Source organism: Microcoleus sp. Pol14D4 (assembly GCF_036701245.1).
Taxonomy (GTDB): domain Bacteria; phylum Cyanobacteriota; class Cyanobacteriia; order Cyanobacteriales; family Microcoleaceae; genus Microcoleus.
This window is the reverse complement of record NZ_JAUBQM010000037.1, coordinates 1-21,213: the sequence shown is the minus strand read 5'-3', so window position 1 is coordinate 21,213 and position 21,213 is coordinate 1. Positions and strand designations below refer to the sequence as shown.

Genomic DNA, 21,213 nt, shown 5'->3' with positions numbered 1-21,213 from the left:
CACGCTTGAGAAACGCTATCACACAGGTTTCCGCCGGGGCGGGTTTACTTAAATTTTTAGTTTGTATTAGAGATTTTGATGAACCAGCCCCTAGATAATTTATGTTTATTTAACCGGAATTGAGTTCAAATTTTTATTAGTCATAACTAAGACATACTAACACAATGCACGCTGTCGAAGTTTTAGAAGTTTCCAAAGTATTTAAAAGTGTCCGCAGTCACGATTTTTTAGCTGTAGACAACATCAACCTGCAAATTTACGATCGAGAATTCTTTTCTTTACTCGGCCCTTCCGGCTGCGGGAAAACTACAACTTTGAGAATGATTGCCGGTTTTGAAATTCCCACAGCGGGCGAAATTTACATTCACGGCCAACCGATGCAAAATCGCCCGCCATTTCACCGCCCAGTAAATACGGTATTTCAAAACTATGCTTTATTTCCGCACATGACAGTAGCACAAAATGTCGCTTTTGGGTTGGAAATGGAGAATTTGCCTCAGAAAACAATTCGCGATCGCGTTGCTGAAGCCTTAGCATTAGTACAGTTAACCGATGTAGGAAAACGCTATCCCCGCCAACTGTCAGGGGGACAGCAGCAGCGAGTAGCACTAGCAAGAGCATTAGTCAAACAGCCGTCTGTTTTGCTGTTGGATGAACCCCTGGGAGCGCTGGATTTAAAATTGCGTAAAGAGATGCAGTTAGAATTAAAAAAAATGCAGCGAAAATTGGGAATTACGTTTATTTATGTAACTCACGATCAGGAAGAAGCACTAACAATGTCGGACAGAATTGCAGTGATGGATGGAGGAAAACTGCAACAAGTCGGTACACCGGTTGATATTTATGAATATCCTAAAACGCGGTTTGTTGCTGATTTTATTGGCGACAGCAATTTTTTAAGCGGGCAAGTAGTAGAAAAGCAAAACGGTCAAATAATCGTGTTGGTTGACCAGCAGTTGCCCGTGTTAGTTGCGACAGCAGAAGATATGCCCGCTGGGAAAGTTGTCACCCTGGTGTTGCGTCCAGAAAAAGCTGCTATTTATCCGGCTAATTATGACGCTGAAAATAGCTGGCCGGGAATAGTAGAAGAGGCTATTTATATTGGCACTGATACGCGCTATACGGTGCGGTTGACTGCTAAAAGTTCGATCGCCCTTCGCCGACAAAACTTGCACAGAGATGACTTGCAGCGATACCAAGTCGGCGACAGCGTTCGAGTTGCCGTGCCGCCGGAAAGTATCTGCATTTGTTGACACTCAAGCGGGCTGAAGTCACTGAGATTCTTTGGAAGATTGAGGAGCGGATTGAAGATGTACTTCCTTCCCGGTAGAAGATAATCTACTTCTTCCTTCTGCTTCCCCCTTCTTCCTTCGCGTTCTAGCGCTTACGCGCGGCTTCGCCTAACGCGTCTTCGCGGTTCAATAATATAGACAGTATTGGTACTAAACCCGTGTTTGACTTTGCAAAATTTCCTCCAACAGCCTCTCTTGACTTTTCGCCGGTTCCTTGCAAGTCAAACACTCGCAAACTAACCCGATAACACCTTCAGGCAAATCAGCCTCAATCTGACAGACAGCAGTTGGATAATACTGGGAAATCAAGCCAGAAATTCGATCGGGAGTCGTGCGAATCAGGGTAGAGTGCTGATACCAATCGATCGCCGAAAGTAGACTCGGACAAGCTTGCGGAGCATCTTGCACAATACTGCTGAAAGCTTGCAAACCTTGCTCCGCGCGATCGAGATATTCCAAATTCTGCCCCAGCAGTGCGAGACGAACCAAAGAGGCGATCGCAATTCCATTCGCCGCCGGAGTTGCATTGTCTATATAGCTGCGTTCCCGCACCAACAAATCTCCGCTAGCATCCTTAGCAGTATTGTAATATCCCCCCAATTCCACGCTCCACAAAAACTCATCAAACTCTTCTTGCACCTGCACAGCTTTCTCCAACCAAAAGTGAGAATTCGGCAACTGTTTCGCCTCTTCTCCCTTGCCTAAAGTCAAACTCGCTTGGTGCAAATCCAACAAAGCTTTCACAAACAAAGCATAATCTTCCGACTGCGCGGTTACAGCAGATTGTCCGTCATAATTCAACCGCTGAAACCGCCCATCAGCCCACTGATTGTCTAAAATAAAATTAGCAGTTGTCACAGCTAATTCCAGATATTCCCAATTCCCAAAAACAGCCGCAGCGCGGGCTAAACCCGAAATCATTAAGCTATTCCAAGCAGCAATCATTTTCGTGTCAGTAACGGCAGGAATTCTGCCCGGCCAACTGTCGTTTTTAGCTTCCTGATTGTTGCGGGCGGGCGGAAAGGTTTTTACAGTATCGGGATTGCCACCGTAGCGAACTTGAAAGAGTTTAGCCAAAGCCGATTCTACCGTGTCGCTCAGTTTTCCTGGATGGCGGCGCTGCAATACATTCTTGCCTTCAAAATTGCCGCTGCGACTAACAGTAAACTGTGCTTTAATTTCCGCCAATTCCTCAGCAGTTAATAGTTGTTCGAGTTCGGCATAAGTCCAGACATAAAATGCTCCTTCTTCCGGTTCAAGTTCTTCAGAAGTGTTAAAGCTGTCAGCATCCTGTGCGGCATAAAAATAACCTGTTGGCGCGGTCATTTCTCGCTTCAACCATTCTACTGTCCCCGCGATCGCAGTTTCAAAAGCCGGTTCTTGTATTCCCGCGCTCCACAAATTTGCTAAATACTCAACAATTTGACCGTTGTCGTAGAGCATTTTTTCAAAGTGTGGCACAGTCCAAGTCGCATCAACCGTATAGCGGTGAAATCCGCCTCCTACGTGGTCGTAAATGCCGCCCAATGCTAAGTCTAATCCGCGCTGAGTGCAGACTTGTTTGCTGTCGTATTTTGATTCAAAATTAAATCGCGTTCCCCGCAGTGCTAGCTCAGCATAAGGTATCATCGGAAAACTGGGGCCGGGGTTGCTGCCCGCAATAATTCCGGTGTTGATTTCTAAGCCTTTTTGGAAGAGTTCGCGATTTAATTCGGCGGTTACTCCTGACAGCGCTGCCGACTGTTGGAGGTTGCCTAAAATCTCTGCTTTGAAGGCTTCTACTTTGCCTTTTTCTGTGTCGTAAAAGCGGCGAATTGCTTGCAAAACTTCTAAAAACCCCGGCCGTCCGTAGCGCGGTTCTACGGGGAAATAAGTGCCTCCGTAGAAGGGAACTCGCTCGTCTGGAGTGAGAAAAACGTTGAGCGGCCAACCGCCTTGACCGGTCATCATTTGCAAGGTTTGCATATAAATGCTGTCAATATCCGGGCGTTCTTCGCGATCGACTTTTATCGGTATAAAGTGCGAATTCATGTATTGGGCGATCGCGCGATCGGAAAATGCTTCCCCTTCCATCACCGTACACCAGTGGCAGCTAGAGTAGCCAATTGACAGGAAAATCGGTTTATTTTCGCTTCGGGCCGTTTCCAAAGCTTCTTCGCACCAAGGCCACCAGTCGATCGGATTTTCGGCGTGTTTCCGCAGGTAAAGGCTTTGGGATTGAGCAAGACGGTTGACCATAATCAAATCCACTTTAACTCGTGCTGAGTAAGCTTGTCAGTTCTCTAGCAGTTTAGCGCGAGATGTTTTAGTTGAGTTGTCGCTGATAATTATGTTTTAATATTAAGGCTGATTATCTCGATCCAATATGAGCTTATCATCTCGGAGAACCTTCAATCAACAGCTAGGACAATTTTTGCTGAGTGCTGCTGTTCCTCCTGCTGTTATCAAACTGATCCAAACAGAATCCTCGGAGCAAGCTTTATTAGAAACTAATCTTAACAATTACCTGGCTAAAGCAGACCCAGAAATAGAATTATTAGTCCCGACATTTTTAGGTAACGACAAGCGTCGGTTCTACGGCAGAGGTGTTCCGAAAAGTTTGAAGTTAATCGACAAATTTCAACTCGGCAGTGGCCGGACTGTTCTGGGAAGGCGGTCTGTAGTTTGGAGCGGTGCCGGTTGGACAGGACAGCCAACAATTACCAGAGATGGGGGAAAAACTTATTTAATTATAGGTGCTTATGACCACAATTTGCGAAAAATAGATATTGCTACTAATAAAGAAGTTTGGCGCTATAAATTTGATGATATAATCAAAGGTTCCTCAACAATTTATATCGATGAAAAAGCGAGCGCAGAAAACAGAATTGTAATTTTGCAGGGCAGCCGCAGTGGCGGTGGTAGCAAAAAAGTAGTGCCGAGTTTTAGGGCAATATCTTTTAGAACTGGCAAGGAAATTTGGAAATTGGACATCAGGAAAACGCCTAGCTACAGCCGCGATAATGACAGCAGCGCTTTGGACATCGGCGGTGGCGTTTTGTTCAATGCGGGGGAAAATGCGATCGGCTATTTTCTCGATAGTTCCACAAGCAATGCAAAAATCAAACAAGGCATCAAGCAGCCAAGTATCTTGTCGGAAGTACAGCTTTATGCAGCCGGAGATATCAGCAAACACGGCGGAAACTTGGTAGCGGAGTCATCGCCATCGCGGCTCAAAGATAGAATTTTTATAGCTGCTGGTTCCGGTCATATTTACGGTATTAGTATTGAAACTAAAAAGATAGTTTGGGATTTTTATACTGGTTCAGATTTGGATGGAAGTGCTGTAATTTCTAAATCAGGCAAACTGTTTTGTGCGATTGAAAAACAATACATTCAGGGCAACGGCGGAGTGCTGAAGCTGAATCCCAACAAGGAACCGAATGCCAGCGTCGAATGGTTTTTACCTACCGGAAATCGCCGACTTTCTAGCTGGGAAGGCGGGATAATCGGCTCTGTGGCGTTGAATGACGAGTACAATCCAGGCGAGTTTCCGGCGCTTTTTGCCACAAATGCGATCGACGGCAATTTGTACATCGGTTCACAAGATATGATTACAGGCCAAAAAACTTCTGTGCCTTGGCGAAATCAGTCTTATGAAACTCCGGTAATAGTATTTAAAAAAGCGATTGGTTCTTCAATTTCGACTCCGATTTTCACCGATGGTAATAAACTGATCAGTGCGGGATACAACGGTGTTTATTTGTTCAATTTGAATTGGGAACGAGCGAAGCCGGGGGATCGGAATGCTTTGAAAAATGCTAAAGGGGAGTTTTACCGTTTGAAAGTAATAGAATCAGGGAGATTTAAGCCGGGTTTGTCATTTGAGGCGACGCCTGTAGTTTGGGACGGAATTGTGAGGATTTGCGCGAGGGATGGCTGGATGTATACTTTGGGTTAGTTATTGGTATTTTGTACCTGGATCGGGAACAGGCTTTCCGGCCTGTTCCACAATAAGTAGACTCTTCTTTGCAACAGGCATCTTGCCTGTTCTTAAAGGGGTGTTGAAATCCGCCACCTATTCCTACCTGCGGTTTAACTGCGGTTATATATATGAGAGAAATAATTTCGGAAATTATCGAAAACTTGTTATGGCAACTCATGAAACTTAAATAAGTCAAGTTTACGGTTCAGAGGATGCTCAAGGTATTTTACAGCTTGCGATCGCCTGATCGCAAAATGCTTCCCCTTCCATCACCGTACACCAGTGGCAGCTACAGTAGCGAATTGACAGGAAAATCGGTTTATTTTCCCTCCAGGCCCTTTCTCAGGCTTCTTCGCACCAGGCGCAACAGTCGGATTTTCAGGGTGTTTTCGCAGAAAAAGGCTTTGGGATTGAGCAAAACGGTTGACCACAATCAACTCCTCTTGAACTTTTGCTGGGTAAGCTTGTCAGTTCTCTAGCAGTTTAGCGCGAGATGTTTTAGCTGAGTTGTTGCTGATAATTCTGTTTTCAGATGATCGCTGATAATTTAGATGTCAAATGAGTCGATCTCGGAGAACCTTCAATCAACGGCTGGGAAAATTTTTGCTGACTGCGGCGGTTCCTCCTGCTGTCCTCAAACAGTGCCAAATTGCATTTGCGAATTGACGGGGTGAGAAAGCCGCTGAAACCTTGATATATAGAGGGTTTAGGCTCTTGAACCTCCCTCAAGAGAGTAGCAATTATCAGAAGTCTATTGACAATTTTGATGGTAGCGATCGCCAACGATCCTCATTCGACCGTGTAGAAAGTCTCAAAAGTAGCGATCGCACGCACACCTTCTTTTGATCGCAAGCTACTCAAACCCTTACTGCGTCAACTATTTCTACTTGCCGATCGCCCGTTAAATCTTGGAATAGAGCTTTTTCGGAAAAATAATATTAACAAATTTTTAGGGAAAGCAGACCCAGAAATAGAATTATTAGTCCCAACATTTTTAGATAACGACCACCGCGCCTTCTAAGGTAGACGCAGGGCTGTTTCATTCTCTTGTAGGGGGCAGCCCCCCGTGGCTGCCGCAATTCCACCAAATGCCTAACAAATCCTGGATGGGTCGGGTCGGCATTCTTGGTACGACCCGTACAAAAAGCTGATTTTCCTGAGAATGAAACAGCCCTGACGGTAGACCTGTTCCCAAAACTAGGTCCCAGAAAGTCGAGTCGTCCCTTTAGTCGGGTAAAGTTCCGGCGTCACAGATAAGAACGAGCACCGAAACCATTCCTCTCCACACTGAAATGTTGCACCCTCATCAATAAACCTGTTTTGGGCGGGAGCTCCTGCCCGACCCCCACTCCTCCCAAGAAAACTCATTCTTTGTGGAACGCGCCCCTGAGCCAGTTCTTGGTAATGGTGCAACATATAAGTCTAAATGGCGCTTGTTTCTGAACCCGAAAGCTAGAATCGACGCACCGAATACCATCCAAGATTTTGTCCTGAGTTATCACCCACATTCTACCGCTTCAATTATCATCATCGGTTTTTATCTATTGTTACCCAGCAATCAAGCTCTCACTTAAACTTTTATGCCGTACATTTACCGATAAAAAACTTTTTAAGCGCATAATTTTGAGTTTTAAAACAGTTTTATCAGTAATTATGCTGTGTTAAAACCCAGTTTAGGAAGGTGGGTTATAGCTTTTTGAAATAGAGAAAAGTCAGGAATAAAATCCGGGTGGAATCACCCCTATTTTTTGATGCACGCCATAGGAAATAGCTAGCTAGAACTCATCAATTTAGTCGTTTTGCCTCAATCCCATCAGCGTATCCTGAATCTTTATCGAATCTTTATCCAAACTACTTGCATTAGCTTGTGTTTCTGTTTAGATTGAATATGTGAAGGAAAAAAACCAGCTTCCACTCCACTTAAAAATAAAGGTATCAACCATGAAATTCCAATTAAACTTAGTCAAATCTATTTTAGCTGTTGCCGGTGTTGCCGCTCTTAGTGCTGTATCCGCTGCACCTGCCTCCGCATTCGGCTTTGGTAATATCGCTGGTGGCGATACGGTTGGAGACGCTTATGCTAATGACTTTAGCTTTACTGTTGCAGAGGATGGCTTAAATAAAGTTATCTTCAACATTTTCAATAAAAATGAATCAGTACCCGGCATATTTATTGGTGGAGTTTACTTTGACACAGGTTCTAATAGCAATTTATTGAGTGCCTTTGGCGTTGATGTTGAGAATACTGGCACCGTTGATTTTCAAGATAATGGAGCTGCTAATATGGCACAAAGTGGGAACCTTAGTGCTTGGTCTACTGATTTTTCAGCTACGAAAAATGGTGCTGCATCTAACGGTGTTAACCAGAATGAGAAGTTGGGGTTGAGTTTTACTGGAAATTATAATAACGTAGTTTCCGCGTTGAATGCTGGTACTTTAAGATTAGGGTTGCACGTCCAGGGTATTAATGGCGGTAGCGATACTTTCGTCAGCAGCACTAGCAACACTGAAGCTACTCCTGAACCTTTAACAATGCTTGCTGCTGGAGCCGCTGTTGGTTTTGGTACTATGTTCAAAAAGCAACGCGCTCAAGCTCAAAAAGCTGAATAAGCTATCATTTGAACTCGTTTTCTATTCTGGCTTGATGCCAAACTGATAATTTTATGTTCAAGCTAAAAACCTGGTTTCTTGCTGAAACCAGGTTTCTTAGTATCTGATAGCACGCCACCGTGCAAACCTCCGACTTGACAGCCTATCTCAAGGGAGCATCTCATATTTGTAAAAACACTTCTTCCGGCTCCTTCCTTCTTCCTCTTTCCACCGGCCTTCCAACTCCAATTTCTAGCTTGTCTGCTTTCATTGAGATGCACCCCTCAAATCGCCCGTAGACAGCACATTTAAGAACTACCGTAAGGCCGTTTCTGAAGCATTTCCAATATATAGCAACCCTTGCAGGAATCGTAAATTTTTTACCCCACCCCAACCCTCCCCGAACCCGCTTGCTCGGAAGTAAGAAATTTACAAATGATGCGATGATTGCTATAAAGACACTGAGATTTTTTAAAAGGAGATAATCACCATGGAGCATTGCTCAATATCTAACTCGCTCAGCCTTATTTACTCAAACCTCAGTGTCACACCATGCGCTGTGCCAATTGCGTCTACTCTCAAGAAACCCAAGCCTTATTAAGACTACGTATTTTTAATTATTGTTGATTCACTTCCTTGTTAGTCTTTGCTTATAGCGCCTGAATAAGCCAGTGCTAGGTATTCAACCAATCATTTCGAGTAGCCGTCTTTTCCATAAGTGTCCTAATGCTGAGCTATGGGTTGCATCTGAGTTTCACTACCCATCAAATTCCTGATTGTCTACTAAACTCATCTCAAAGATTTACAGCCCTTAAAATCCTCCGAGTCCTTTCCGTAGGAGGTGTTCAAGCTAATGAGTTGTTTACATCCCCTACTATTTTTATGATATGATCTAACAATAGTCTGGACTGTTTTTAGTTCCGAGTCTGAAACCCTGGATTTTTCGTTGGTACTTCGACTGCCGCATCGACTGGAAACCTTTATTCTACGGTTGAAAATCACAAACTGTCCGAAGTATTGCTCTCATCAATCAACTAACAATTAATATCTAAAATGTTCAAGAGAAAACTTTTTTGGCTCATCATTATCGCCACAGCTTTAGTAACTCTGAATATGACACTCCTTTGGAAACTGGGGGATATTGCTCATTTTTGGATGAGTATAGTTTTTTGGTGCGCTGTGGGTTCCCTGCTTTGGGACAACCAGGATATTCTCAAACAGAGTGAGATAAAAAGTGACCTATGGTCGAGAGTAGCAGGGACGCTATTAATAGCTATTATTTTATTTAAAAGTGCTGTGGTTTCCAGTAAATTCGATCCTTTTTTAAGACTTGCACCTTTTTTGTCTGGTTTAGGTTTGAGCCTACTTGCGGTAGGTTTTCATAACTTAAAACTATATTGGCGTGAATTGGTAATACTATTTTTTCATGGCGTCCCCAGTGTCATTACGTTACCTTTAGTGGATTTTATTACCTCGCTTACTGCTAAATTTGCTTATTATTCTTTGTGGTATATCGGTTTTAATGTAACACGTGATTGTAATTATGTTGCTTTACCTACAGGAAGGGTGTTGGTAAATGGGGGTTGTTCGGGTATAGAGGCCATGAATTATTTATTAGGTTTAGCTGTAGTTTGTTTGGTGATGTTTCCTACTAAACAAAATAAGGCTTTGGTAATAGGTGCCGCTGTTATTTTTGGTTTTATTATTAATGTTTTTAGAGTGGCGGGAATGGCATTGTTAGTTGCATCTAATCGCCTAGATTTGTTTAAATATTGGCATGAGGGTGAAGGTTCTTTAGTTGTGGGAATGATAGCAGTGGTTTTGTTTGGGATATTTTATCAATTTATGTTGAAACGAGATAGCAAACTTAGTCAAAGTTCGGGAAATTAATTAGTTTCAATTTGATGTAGGATATTGGTTTTTAGATTTCCACTACCATAGTGAGGAGTCTCGCTCACTCAAATGTCCGGGTGTTGAAATCCGCCAATGTCACTACCTGTCGTTTAAGTGCGCCTCTATCTATCATAGAAAGGATGTCAGGAATTATAGGAAACTTGTTATGGCAACTCATGAAAATCAAATAAGTCAAGTTTACGGTTCAGAAGATGCTCAGGGTATTTTACAGCTTGCGATCGCACGCCGACAAGATGAAGGGGAACTATCCAGAGTCCAGCTTTTCGAGATTGCAGCGGAATTGGGCATTTCCGAACAGGATATTGTAGCGGCGGAACAGCAATGGTTAGCAAATAGAGGAGAAGTTCAAGAAAAACTGGTTTTTAACTCTTACCGTCGTCGCAAATTGCAGAAAAATGTGACCAAGTACGCAATTATCAATACTTTTTTAGTTTTGTTTAATCTAGCAGGTTCGCACGAGCTTTCTTGGTCGCTGTTCATTTTACTAATGTGGGGATTGGGATTGTCGCTGAATGCTTGGAATGTTTATCAAACTGAAGGGGAAGATTACGAAAAAGCGTTTCAGCGGTGGCGGTTGAAGAAACAGGTGGGAGAGTCTATTGGTACTGCGACGAATAAGTTTATGAAGTGGTTGCAGTCGTGATGTGCTATGGTAAAAAACGCTATCGCCCTTTATTTTACGTCATACTCAAAAACGATCGCCCTTTTCCTTCCCAAGGCGCGATCGCACTTTAAATCCCCGACTTTTTTTATAAATCGGGGATCTGCGCGTTATAGTTACGGCTAATTGAGCTTAGCAGCATCTTCAACCACAGGATGAATTAAAGCAGATCGAAAACCTTGGCGGATTTCCGAACTCAAATACCTGCGCTGCAAAAGCTGCCATTTTTGCCAAGCTGCATACCGATTTTCGGCCAACAAACCAGCCAACTTGGGCAACTCTTTTTTCAGATCGCGATCGACAAAATCTGTCAGAAACTCGCCTAAAACTTCACTGTCTTGAATATCGCCCAAACATTCCTGAACAGCTTTCACATCTTCGACATAAACTTCGTAAGTCTCGCTGTAAAAATCTCCAAACAGATTCATCAAATAGCGAACTCGCTTAGCTTGCTTCCGCAAATCGTGCAGAATAGTTCCCTCGGCTGCTAACTTCTCTTCGACAGCCTCAGCATTCAAATCATCAACAACTTTAACTTTGCCATCTTCATATGCCGTGCCCAACAGCCAAGCCGGATGCAGGAAAAATTCACTGACTTGAGGTAACAGTAAATCTGGCAAAACCTCAGCAATTGGCAAATGTTCGATCGCCTGAAACTGCGGTTCTTCCAACCAATTCTCGATTGACTGCTTCAGCGATTCGTAGCTTTTGTGCTCTAAAATCGCCCTCACCCCTTTCAAAGCGCGGTGTCGCTGTTTGAGCAAATTCAACAAAGCTTTATCTAAAACTTCCTGTTCTTCAGCCGGCAAATTCTGGTAATAGCGGTTTTGGAGACTTTCGAGCATCACATCCAAATCCCTAAGAGTTCCCAGAATCCGCCCCACCTTACCAATTTTACGTTCAGAAGCCTCTTTTGGCCAATCTAAAACCGGAGCAAAACCAGTCACAGCCGATCGCAAACGTCTCAATCCCACGCGCATTTGATGAAGTTCTTCCGCGTCTTTGTCTTTGATAACTTCAGCCTCGTGCGCTACACTTTTGCGGAAATATTTCTCAATCGCCCCAGATGCTGCGTCTCCGAGAGTTTTAACTTTTGCTGATGTTTTTACGTTCATGGCAGGTGTAGATTCCCGATCCCCGATCGACTTTAATTTGGATTTCAAGGCTTTGCTAGTAAAGGGTTTATATCCTAGCACACAACCCCCAATTTATGACCCGCTTCCATACATAAATCTTAATATAAGGTGCTTGACAATTTATACAAAGTCAGCATTTAGCAATCTAAAATCTTCAATCTTCAATCTTCAATCTAAAATCTAAAATCTTCAATCTTCAATCTTCAATCTTCAATCTTCAATCTAAAATCTAAAATCGAATTTCCCTCCCTCACCCTTGAGCTAATAAAAATCGGATTTCTGGCGCGCTTTCCCAAATAGGTTAAGATCGCTGCAAACCGATGTTTATTCGCCAAAGGGTGAGAGAGGGTGCGATCGGGAGGACAAGTTTTAAATTAAATCAAACCCGCCCAGGTTGCCCGACTTCAAAGAGGCAGTTTAGCCTTTCCAGTCTTTTTCAGATTGCGAGAGCACGTAGGTTGCTACATCCTCGATTTGTTCGGGCTTCAACTTGGCGCCGAAAGCAGGCATAGCATTTTTGCCCTTAGTTACCTGAGTGGTAATAGCTTCGAGAGAATTCATACCGTACTTCTCAAGAGCTTCCTTTTTCAAGGTTTTCATGGCCATAACCACGTTGCCGCCACCGATGTGACAAGCAGCACAGTTCGAGCTAAAGATTTTAGCTCCGTTAGCGGCATCTCCTGCCAAAGCAGGGCGGCCAAAGCCGACGGTAAAAATTGCGATCGCTAACAGGGCGATCGATAAGAGTCTTTTCAACGCAGTTCTCCTCTAATGGACACGCAAATGGTGATTCTTTAGATATTTTACCTGTTAAAACAGGCGCGATCGCGCAGTCGTATCGCCTTCTTCCGAGTAATTTACCACTTTTTGGCAGTGGCAGTTCAACTCTCAAAATTCTCCACGCCCCAGCCCGGAGCTTTCTGAGCAGCCCGGATCACAAAAGCCGCTAAATTTTCAATCTCAGCCTGTGGCATCCAGCTTTCCGGCACTTGGCGGCACCAAAAAGTCTCCTCAGTACCGTCATAAGTCATCGGTTCTCTCAGATACGCCACCAGACTATTGATGTTGTTGCGGGGAGGCGTTGCCCCCTTGAGGTCAGCCAAAGACAGAGATATCGTCGGATCGGGCAAATTAGCTCCTCCGACGTGACAATTCAGGCAATTTTGCTCGAACAATACCTTGCCCGCAGACAAATCCTGAGCCGAAAACAAGCGAGTATGTCCCTCAGAGTCCAACTCCAGAGCCACAGGTTCGCTGGCTTGCAAATACCTATTCACGTAAGAATCGGCAGCAGCCAAAACAGGTTGAGGAGCCAACAGCACGAGCGGCAAAATAATTAACATCCCCAACAGAAAGCAGACAAAAGCACCACGACGCAGCATGAGGGACTACAACCTTTTGCGATAATCAATGAGCCGGAGGTAAATTTTAGATTTCAGATGTTAGAGCGAAAAACGACCAGCCAGCAATTCTTGCCGAACTTCAGCCCTCTCCCAATCCAACATCCAAAATCTAAAATCTAAAATCTAAAATCGATTAGCGAGCGCCTTTGCCACCAGCCCACTGCTTGGAGACAATTTTCGGCTGCAACAGAATGTGACCGGCAATCGCGTACAAATCGTCATCCGAGAGATTTCTCATCTCAGCGAAAATATCCGCACTCTTCATGCTGGGATGCAGTTCCGAAATTTCCTCAAACCCGTCATAAGTGGTGGGATTTTTCATAAAGTCCACCAGCGACTCAATATTATTCCGGGGCGGGTTGGCCAAAGCCAGAGTTTCCGGGCTCAAATTCACGTTCGGGTCAGTTTTTGTCATGCCGGCAGCGTGACATTGAGCGCAAGCCGAATTAAACAGGCGTTTGCCTTGCTGAACTTGTTTGAGGCTCAGCACTACCGGAGCACCCTTGTCATTCAAAGTCACAGTGCGAAGTTCAGGACTCAGTTCGACAGCCATCGCACTGCTGACAAATAACTGAAAGCTCAAGAATACAGCGGTCAGAGCAATGAAATATCTTTTAAGCATGGTTCTCCTTAAAAAAATCCGGCAAATTATTGAACGCTAAGAGATCGTACCTGGCAAACAGATGTCTGTTCAAAATTCCCTGATTCTGCAACAACTGGCGAAAGTTTGTGCAGCTATACCTTTAAAGGTAGAGGAATTTTGCGAGCTAATCTGCAATAAGTTTTGAGTCGCGCCTTTTTTCGAGAGTGGACATAATTGCCTTAACATCCTCCAAAGCCAAACGGGTTTGAGGGTGCTTGTAGGCAATTTCCAACTCATCGCACAAGCGGATCACGTCTTCAACAGGGACGTTGAAGTCCTCTGCTATTTCTGCGATGGACAGGTCTGCAAAACCCATAATTTTTAGGTCGCTGACAGGTCAAAATTGAGTTGACGGCTATTAACTGAAAGCCGGACAATTTTAGAAAGCGCTGTTAGCTTGTTCTGTTAGTTTGTTCTGAGATGTTGTTCGATCTATCGCAAGCTAACTAACCGCTAACTGCGACTAGGCATTTTTGCCCAGCCAAACTTCAGGGCCAATCAACTTCCGATCAATATCATCCCACTGCTGGGTCGTTATTACCAATAGGAAATGCGGGCGCGAGGTTTAAAACCCGGTGTCTGCGTGAACGTCTCGTTACCAAACTCAATATTTGTGGTAGAAGCCGGGTTTTGAGCAATTCCTCAGAAATTTCCCTCTGTGCCCCGCACTCACCAACAGACAATCATCCGGCGCAGCAGCTTAGGGAGAAAGTTTGAAAGCGTGAGTCTGTGGGGGCAAAGCGTGGTTGTCGCTGCCATTGAGGGCGGGGAATTCCGAGTCAGCAAAGAAAGGCTGGGGCTGGTGGAGGCTGATGAGCTGACCGAGAGTTTTCTTTAATTGAGTCCGGGGTACAATCAAGTCTACAAAACCGTGGGCGAAGGAGTATTCGGAAGTTTGATAATTTTCCGGCAGCTTTTCCCGCAGAGTTTGCTCGATTACCCGGCCGCCCGTAAAGGCGACAGTAGCTTTTGGCTCTGCAATTATAATGTCTCCCAGCATGGCAAAACTGGCGGTGACGCCGCCGGTGGTCGGGTGGGTCAAAATCGGGATGTAAAGCAGTCTCGCTTCCCGGTGGCGTTCCAGAGCCCCGGAAATTTTAGCCATTTGCATCAAGCTGAGCATTCCTTCTTGCATTCTTGCACCACCGGAAGCGCAGACAATGATTACGGACAAGCGTTCCCGCGTGGCGTGTTCGATGAGGCGAGTTAGCTTTTCTCCAACTACTGATCCCATGCTGCCGCCGATGAACTGAAATTCCATGACTCCGAGGGCGACTGGCAAATTTTCGAGTTTGCCGATGCCTGTTTCTACGGCGTCTAGGTGGCCTGTTTTTTCTTGAAATTCTCGGAGTCGATCGCTATATTTTTTGCGATCGCGAAATTTCAGGGGATCGGTGGCGTGCAGTCCTTCGTTAAGGGGCTCCCAGGTATTGGGATCGATCAACTGCTCGATGCGATCGTCACTGTAAACTCTGATATGATGCCCGCATTCCAAGCAAACCATTTGATTTGCTCGCAGGTCTTTGGTATAACTCAGGGCATCGCAAGCTTCGCATTTATTCCAAAGTCCGTCCGCAATTTCTCGTTCCGGCCGTTCTTGGGAGTTCGGTACTGATTTTCTTCGATTTGCAAACCAATCAAATAGAGACATTAAAACTTGGTAATTGTTAACTGTTGACTGTTGACTGTTGACTGTTGTTATTTGTTAGCTGCTATTTGTTATTTGTTATTTGTTATTTGTTATTTGTTAGCTGCTATTTGTTATTTGTTATTTGTTAGCTGCTATTTGTTAGCTGCCACCAATAACTAATAACTAATAACTAATAACTAATAACTAATAACTAATAACTAATAACTAATAACTAATAACTAATAACAACAGACTTCACTACTGACTATTGTCCTCTTCAACTGGACTGATGAGGAGCGATGCTGTTCGCTGGTGTTCTGGAAGAACTTGCAAGGCTGTAGCACTTCCAGCCCCCAAATAAGATGCTATGCCCAAGTCTACAATCCGGGCCGGGATTTCATGAGCAGCTAGGAGCTGCTGCATTAATTCCGCTTCCCAACGAAAGCTAGTAGTTGTAAGTGTAATCCAAGACACGGAACAATTTTACCAATTTTTGAGACAATATTATGTTAGATCGCACCTGACCACCTGCCGATCAGAAACTAAAATTCGGGAAAAACAACTGCAAGTAAGTAGATAAAATGGCTTCCCCCCACAGAGCAGTAATTGCTGCACCGAGAGCCAGAAAGGGGCCGAAAGGCATGGGTTGACGCCGATCGAGCAAGCCGAGGGCGATCGCCCCGCCACCGGCAAAAGCCCCGGTTAAACAAGCGATGAATCCCGCTAGCAGCAAGTATTTCCAGCCCAGCCAAGCTCCCATCAAGGCGGCCAATTTGGTATCTCCGGCCCCCATAGCATTCTGCCCCAGTCCGATCGTCCCGGCGAGTCCGATCGCGTCAAACAGCCACAACCCGACAACTGATCCGGCGATCCCATCGAGTACCAGATAGTGTATCGAGTCGATCGGACTAAATGTCGGCCACCAACCTTTCGCCACCTGGAAAACCAATCCGAGCACCAAACCCGATCGAGTTAAAGAATTAGGCAAAGTCATTGTATCGCAATCAATCAAAGACAAAGCCAACAGCCAGCTAAACAAAGCCCAAAAACCCAGAGTTTGCACTGTTACGCCAAACCGCCAGAAGATTAACAAAAACAGCAAACCCGTAGCTGCTTCCACCAGCGGATAGCGGGCCGAAATCCGACTGTGGCAGTGATTGCAGCGTCCCCGCAGCCACAGCCAACCGAAAACGGGTATATTTTCGTAAGTTCTGAGTTGATTTAAACATTTGGGACAGCGAGAAGGAGGGTTGATCACCGACAAACCCGCAGGCAACCGATAGACTACCACATTTAGAAAACTGCCAATAGCCGATCCGAGAATAAAGACGATCGCCGTGACAAGGCAATTAAATATAATTTCCATTAATTTGTCTGTTGACTGTTCATTGTTTGCTGTGGTTATGTGTCACTTGTTAGTTGTTAGTTTTTTAGAGCGTGTCCGGTCAGTTACCCATCATAAAAGGTGTTAATAGTCAACAATGCAAGTTTTCATAAAATCCTGAAAACTTAGGTATGCACTAGAAACCTATTTTATTGCGATCGTAGGAGCGGGCATAATATTAGTTACCAATGATTAATGACCAATTACCAATTAATACATTTGAGATTCAATTTCGTCAAAAGTAACAAAACGTTCACCGGGCAACAAAACGGGCTGCGAAGCAAAAATTACCTGACCTCGATCGCTTCCTTGACTGACAACTACACCGGCAGGACGCTGCATCTGCTCGGAATGCACTTTTAGATACATACCATAGGCGGATCGAGCAGCTCGGATCAAATCGGGAGCTAGCAAAGTGTGACTTTCGGAAGTTTCTATCGTCGGTTCTGGGTTTGGTTGGTATGGGTTCACTGGAAACTTATCATAATGGTATTAAGTCGAGCTATTGGTGTTGCCTCTAGAGCGATCGAACTTACCTTATTTTTTAAGAATAAACTTAGGTGGAAATTATTAATAGATTAACCTACAATCCTCCCTTAGCTGCGATCGAACTGCGACTGCGATCGCTCCTTTCCGCTCAACTTTACGCTGCTGCGTGGGTAGATCCGTCCCCCGCAACGCTAATGGGAGTTTTCGATCACCTGCGAACTCTGCGCTACATCCTCCACGACTACGTACCCCGGCCCGTGTCCGAATCTCCGCCCAACCCGGGCGAGGTGCGCTACCAGTGGCAAACAGGCACTTTGCTGTTCACGGATTTGGCAGGGTTTACCTCGCTGTTGGAAGCGAATGCGAGCCAGGGGCGCAAGGGAGCTGAAAGTCTGCTGGGCGTGATTAACGACTATTTTGCCTCGATGATTGAAATTGTCAGCAAATCGGGCGGGGATTTGCTGGAGTTTACCGGAGATGCGATGCTGGTGCAGTTTCTATCAGGGGTTTACCAAGAGGATACAGCCAGGGCGGTGCGGGCGGGTTTGCGGATGCAGCGGGCGATGGCTGAATTTGCCAATATTGAAACGGCGCGGGGTGTTTTGTCTTTGAGGATGCGGGTGGGTATCCACTGCGGCCGCTACATTAGTGCTGACATCGGTACCCCCCTGCGGATGGCTCACGTACTGCTGGGGCATTCAGTCCAGCAAGCCAAGCAAGCTGAGGGATCTGGAACTGTGGGGCGGGTGTGTGTGACTGAAACTGCTAGAGAGTCTTTGGGAGAGCAATTTCGTTTTGAAGTTGGGAAACCGGGTTATTTTCTGGTGGCGGACGATTTCACGGACGATCGACTCGGAGAGTATGATATCACTTTGACTGGGCGGCGGATGCCGAGTTCGGTATTGCTCGATCGCAGCGTTGCGGGCTTGGTAAAAGAAATCGGGGAAGCTGTGAATCGGCTTGAACCCCTTGCTAGTTATATTCCCAAAACTATCCTGAGACTGCTGGTAGAAAATGCTGACAGGCGCAAAATACCGCCGGATTTTCCCGAACCGACGGTGATGTTTGTCAACTTGATTGGTTTACCGGAGTCTGTGGACAAAGCTTCGCTGGAGGAAGAAGTCAATCTGGTAGGGGGTTTTTCTCGGGTGTTTGCGTCGATTGATGCTGTAGTGTCAGCTAAAGGAGGCGTGTTGCAAAAAGTAACGGCGCACTTGAATGGTTCGGATATGCTGATTTATTTTGGCGTGCCCGACGCTCACACGGATGACGCCAGCCGCGCGGCTAGTGCGGCAATTGCGATCCGAGATATGATTGCAGCTTGGCCTGCGGTAATTATCGGGGGTAAAGAAATAAAAGTAAGCTGTCAAATTGGGCTATCCCTGGGGCCGGTGTTTGCTGCTGAGGTTGGGGAACCGCGAGGGCGGAGGGAGTTTAATATCCTCGGCGATACGGTAAATACGGCTGCTCGGTTGATGAGCAAGGCGGGGGAAAACCAAATTTTGATTGCTGAAAGGGTGTGTGAGTCGATCGAGCTAAACTTCATTTGCGAGGCTTTGGGAGCTGTTTCTCTGAAGGGGAAATCTGCTCTGACTCCGATTTTTGCTTTGCAAGGCGCAAAAGGGGAGAAGGGAAAAGCGGGCGTTTAAATAACTTGGCTGGACAATAGTTGTACAGGTTTTATGCTTCACAAATGCAATTACAGCACAACCGCTTTGCACTCTGACTCCTAAATGTTTTTTTATAATTTTTTACGATACATCACAATAAAAACCGCCACTTTGTCAGATCAGTTCCGGTTGCATCTGAATGATTTAACCGCAGAGAACGCAGAGAACGCAGAGGGAGATCGGAGAGAGATGAATAATTCCGATGAAGGACGGAATTAATATCACTCGCATAGACTAAACTCCGATCGATACTTCACCGTTCCGCTGCAATCCTCCAAAGCTCCACTTTCTAACTCCAAAACCATAAAAGCTTCATCGGGCACATCATATTCACATTTCAAGCTCTTTTTGCTAGCAGGAATAAACCCAAAACGCGGATAAAAATCTGGATGACCAAGCACAACCACTGCCTGAAATCCCGATCGCCCGCACTCTTTTAAACCTTCCCGAATCAGCAGTGTTCCTATACCTTGTCGCTGATAGTGGGGTAGAACAGCGACTGGCGCCAACCCCAGAATCGACAAATTCCTAGAACATTTTCCTTCAACGACAACCGAACTGAAGAAAATGTGTCCCACAACGCGATCGGATTGTACCGCAACGAAGGAAAATGTAGATGCAATTCCCCGCAATCGCTCGACTAAGTTAGCCTCATTTTCTCGCCCGAATGCCTCAATATTAATGTTGCGAACAGCTTCTACATCTTCGGGATTTTCTGTACGGATATCCATAGCTTAGATTAATGATTTTTTGCCACTCTGGCAGACGAATTACTACAGAAACTCTTTCTATCTTTCGCGCCCGATATTAATCAAATTATAGCGCCCCTGAAGCCTTTTTCCTCTTTTTTAGTTATATATTTTTGGCAACCAATTACACAACTACTGGCAGATGATTGCCAAATCGTCGGCAAAGTCGATCGCTTCCAATAGACAAGATTGATTCAATCGCTTTCACTCGCTTCAATTATCTGCGTTTATCTGTGTTTCTCTGCCTTAAATCTGCGGTTGCTCTATCGACGAAGACTTATGCAATGCAAGTCTAATCTTCATCCGATACCCCGAACGGCTTAACAGTCATTGTTGCGGTACAAGCTGACCGGAAGACAATCGCTTAATGCCCTCCATCGCTTTAGTTTCTCCGGCTTTATCCCCGCCCTCGCGGGCAATTTTCAAAGCTCCCTCGTAGGATTCGAGAGCTTGAGGATATTGACCGAGACTTTCATGAATTGCGCCCATATTGTTGAGCAAGCGTCCGATACTTGTCTTGTCACCAATTGCTTCTAACATCGGTATTGCTTGCTGAAAATAGATCAGCGCTTGAGTATCTTTGCCGAGTTTGCGAGAGGTAAGTGCCATGTTGTTGAGGAGGCGGCCGACGCCAGCCCTGTCTCCGATTTCCCGGCGAATTGCTAAGGCTTGGTGATAAAATTCCATCGCCCTATTAAAGTCCCCGATGTTGTAGTAGACGCCGCCCATGTTATTGAGGGTACGGCCTAAATCGCGCCGATCGCCCGATGCCGTGCGAATCGTCCGCGCTTGCTGGTAAAATTCGATCGCCTTGGCGTAATCTGCCTGTTCTGCGTACACGGCCGCGATGTTGTGGAGGGATTCTCCAATTTCAATTTTGTCGTCAGTAGTTTTGGCAAGTTCCAAAGCTTCTTGGTGCAGTTTCATCGCTTCGGAAAAATTGTCCCCAATCCGGTTAACGAAACCGATGAGATTGAGAGTGCGCGCGATACGACGCCCTCCGCTGATTTCTCGGTGAATCACTAAAGCTTGCTGCAGAACTTCCAAAGCTTTGGGCCTCAAACCCATTTCGCCATAAACTTCCCCCATATTATTGAGGGTTTCTCCGATTCCGGCTTGGTCGCCGAGTTGCTTGCGGATTGCCAAAACTTGCTCAAAAGTCTCGATTGCTTCTCGAAACAAACCCTCGCGGTGCTGTTTTACTCCTGTTTCAAAAAGTTCGTCTGCTCGCGTTTTGGGGTCAGTTGCCTGGGCGCTATCGCGAGCGTTGGCCCGCCTCGCATTTATACTTGAGGCATAAGCCCCAGCGTCTGAAATTGCCAGCAAGCTGAGTGCGGGCGATAAGACAAGACTTATAGCTGCGATATAGCTAAAGTGGTAAGAGCGGCTGTTCACCGATCGAGTCCTCCAAGAGCCAAGTTATACCTATTAAGATAGAGCTCTTTGGGGTGTTCCTGCCGATTTTTTTTTCAGCCGCTAGGTTCCGATACCGCTTTCAAAAAAGAATGCAACTGTATGCCCGCGCTTCAAACCCATACACAGTCACTCATTCCCTATTCTTCAATCCAAAATCTCAAATCTCAAATCTCACACCGCATGGCTTGGTTTTTGTGGCGTTGCTGAACTATGGTATGATGAAGTTGTCCTCTGAGCGTCAAAAATAACACATATTTCCAAAAAAATATTATG

General features: G+C 45.3%; 18 protein-coding genes and 1 pseudogene. 6 read left to right on the top strand and 13 right to left on the bottom strand.

The genetic code is table 11. The annotated features are described in order from the left end of the window. Positions 1-164: 164 nt before the first annotated feature. Positions 165-1,253, top strand: coding sequence for an ABC transporter ATP-binding protein (locus tag QUA33_RS15015; protein ID WP_333149250.1), 1,089 nt, complete (start codon positions 165-167; stop codon positions 1,251-1,253). A 189-nt stretch (positions 1,254-1,442) separates the two neighbouring features. On the opposite strand, the gene QUA33_RS15010 is transcribed toward QUA33_RS15015, so the two are convergent. Further along, positions 1,443-3,530 carry a thioredoxin domain-containing protein gene (locus QUA33_RS15010; protein ID WP_333149249.1) on the bottom strand — a complete coding sequence of 696 codons (2,088 nt, stop codon included), beginning with the start codon at positions 3,528-3,530 and terminating at the stop codon, positions 1,443-1,445. 127 nt (positions 3,531-3,657) lie between these two features. On the opposite strand from QUA33_RS15010, the gene QUA33_RS15005 reads away from it, so the two are divergent. Beyond that, on the top strand, positions 3,658-5,232 hold the full coding sequence (locus tag QUA33_RS15005; RefSeq protein ID WP_333149248.1) for an outer membrane protein assembly factor BamB family protein: 1,575 nt from the start codon (positions 3,658-3,660) through the stop codon (positions 5,230-5,232). Positions 5,233-5,490: 258 nt separating this feature from the next. On the opposite strand, the pseudogene QUA33_RS28245 reads toward QUA33_RS15005, so the two are convergent. Continuing rightward, a pseudogene (locus tag QUA33_RS28245) lies at positions 5,491-5,687 on the bottom strand (DUF255 domain-containing protein); the annotation flags it as partial. A 1,459-nt stretch (positions 5,688-7,146) separates the two neighbouring features. Here QUA33_RS28245 and QUA33_RS15000 point away from each other — a divergent pair. The 3 genes from QUA33_RS15000 (at position 7,147) to QUA33_RS14990 (ending at position 10,402) form a co-directional block, all read left to right on the top strand. Further along, positions 7,147-7,866, top strand: a complete 720-nt coding sequence (locus QUA33_RS15000) for a PEP-CTERM sorting domain-containing protein (RefSeq protein WP_333149247.1) — start codon at positions 7,147-7,149, stop codon at positions 7,864-7,866. Positions 7,867-8,898: 1,032 nt separating this feature from the next. Beyond that, positions 8,899-9,735 carry a cyanoexosortase A gene (gene crtA, locus QUA33_RS14995; protein WP_333149246.1) on the top strand — a complete coding sequence of 279 codons (837 nt, stop codon included), beginning with the start codon at positions 8,899-8,901 and terminating at the stop codon, positions 9,733-9,735. Positions 9,736-9,904: 169 nt separating this feature from the next. Further along, the gene (locus QUA33_RS14990; RefSeq protein WP_333149245.1) at positions 9,905-10,402 is read left to right on the top strand and encodes a 2TM domain-containing protein; all 498 of its coding nucleotides are present in this window, start codon (positions 9,905-9,907) and stop codon (positions 10,400-10,402) included. A 140-nt stretch (positions 10,403-10,542) separates the two neighbouring features. On the opposite strand, the gene QUA33_RS14985 is transcribed toward QUA33_RS14990, so the two are convergent. The 9 genes from QUA33_RS14985 to QUA33_RS14945 form a co-directional block, all read right to left on the bottom strand. Then, on the bottom strand, positions 10,543-11,535 hold the full coding sequence (locus QUA33_RS14985; RefSeq protein WP_333149244.1) for a CHAD domain-containing protein: 993 nt from the start codon (positions 11,533-11,535) through the stop codon (positions 10,543-10,545). A gap of 438 nt (positions 11,536-11,973) precedes the next feature. Continuing rightward, entirely contained in the window at positions 11,974-12,312 is a 339-nt protein-coding gene (petJ, locus tag QUA33_RS14980) for a cytochrome c6 PetJ (RefSeq protein ID WP_333068405.1), read from the bottom strand. Positions 12,313-12,437: 125 nt separating this feature from the next. Then, positions 12,438-12,938, bottom strand: a complete 501-nt coding sequence (psbV2, locus tag QUA33_RS14975) for a photosystem II cytochrome PsbV2 (RefSeq protein WP_190663568.1) — start codon at positions 12,936-12,938, stop codon at positions 12,438-12,440. A gap of 154 nt (positions 12,939-13,092) precedes the next feature. Next, positions 13,093-13,581 carry a photosystem II cytochrome c-550 gene (gene psbV, locus QUA33_RS14970; RefSeq protein ID WP_333035576.1) on the bottom strand — a complete coding sequence of 163 codons (489 nt, stop codon included), beginning with the start codon at positions 13,579-13,581 and terminating at the stop codon, positions 13,093-13,095. Positions 13,582-13,726: 145 nt separating this feature from the next. After that, on the bottom strand, positions 13,727-13,918 hold the full coding sequence (locus QUA33_RS14965) for a translation initiation factor IF-2 (protein ID WP_333068403.1): 192 nt from the start codon (positions 13,916-13,918) through the stop codon (positions 13,727-13,729). Between the two features lie 384 nt (positions 13,919-14,302). Then, a complete protein-coding gene (gene accD / locus QUA33_RS14960) occupies positions 14,303-15,253 on the bottom strand; it encodes an acetyl-CoA carboxylase, carboxyltransferase subunit beta (RefSeq protein WP_333149243.1) in 951 nt (316 codons plus the stop codon). A gap of 237 nt (positions 15,254-15,490) precedes the next feature. Next, a complete protein-coding gene (locus tag QUA33_RS14955) occupies positions 15,491-15,706 on the bottom strand; it encodes a hypothetical protein (RefSeq protein ID WP_190663571.1) in 216 nt (71 codons plus the stop codon). Positions 15,707-15,767: 61 nt separating this feature from the next. Further along, positions 15,768-16,598, bottom strand: a complete 831-nt coding sequence (locus QUA33_RS14950) for a prepilin peptidase (protein ID WP_333149242.1) — start codon at positions 16,596-16,598, stop codon at positions 15,768-15,770. A 228-nt stretch (positions 16,599-16,826) separates the two neighbouring features. Next, the gene (locus tag QUA33_RS14945) at positions 16,827-17,087 is read right to left on the bottom strand and encodes a hypothetical protein (protein WP_333149241.1); all 261 of its coding nucleotides are present in this window, start codon (positions 17,085-17,087) and stop codon (positions 16,827-16,829) included. 89 nt (positions 17,088-17,176) lie between these two features. On the opposite strand from QUA33_RS14945, the gene QUA33_RS14940 reads away from it, so the two are divergent. Beyond that, on the top strand, positions 17,177-18,754 hold the full coding sequence (locus tag QUA33_RS14940; RefSeq protein ID WP_333149240.1) for an adenylate/guanylate cyclase domain-containing protein: 1,578 nt from the start codon (positions 17,177-17,179) through the stop codon (positions 18,752-18,754). 242 nt (positions 18,755-18,996) lie between these two features. Here QUA33_RS14940 and QUA33_RS14935 read toward each other — a convergent pair whose 3' ends face one another. Next, the gene (locus QUA33_RS14935; protein WP_333149239.1) at positions 18,997-19,506 is read right to left on the bottom strand and encodes an N-acetyltransferase; all 510 of its coding nucleotides are present in this window, start codon (positions 19,504-19,506) and stop codon (positions 18,997-18,999) included. Between the two features lie 345 nt (positions 19,507-19,851). After that, entirely contained in the window at positions 19,852-20,919 is a 1,068-nt protein-coding gene (locus QUA33_RS14930) for a tetratricopeptide repeat protein (protein ID WP_333149238.1), read from the bottom strand. Between the last annotated feature and the right edge of the window lie 294 nt (positions 20,920-21,213).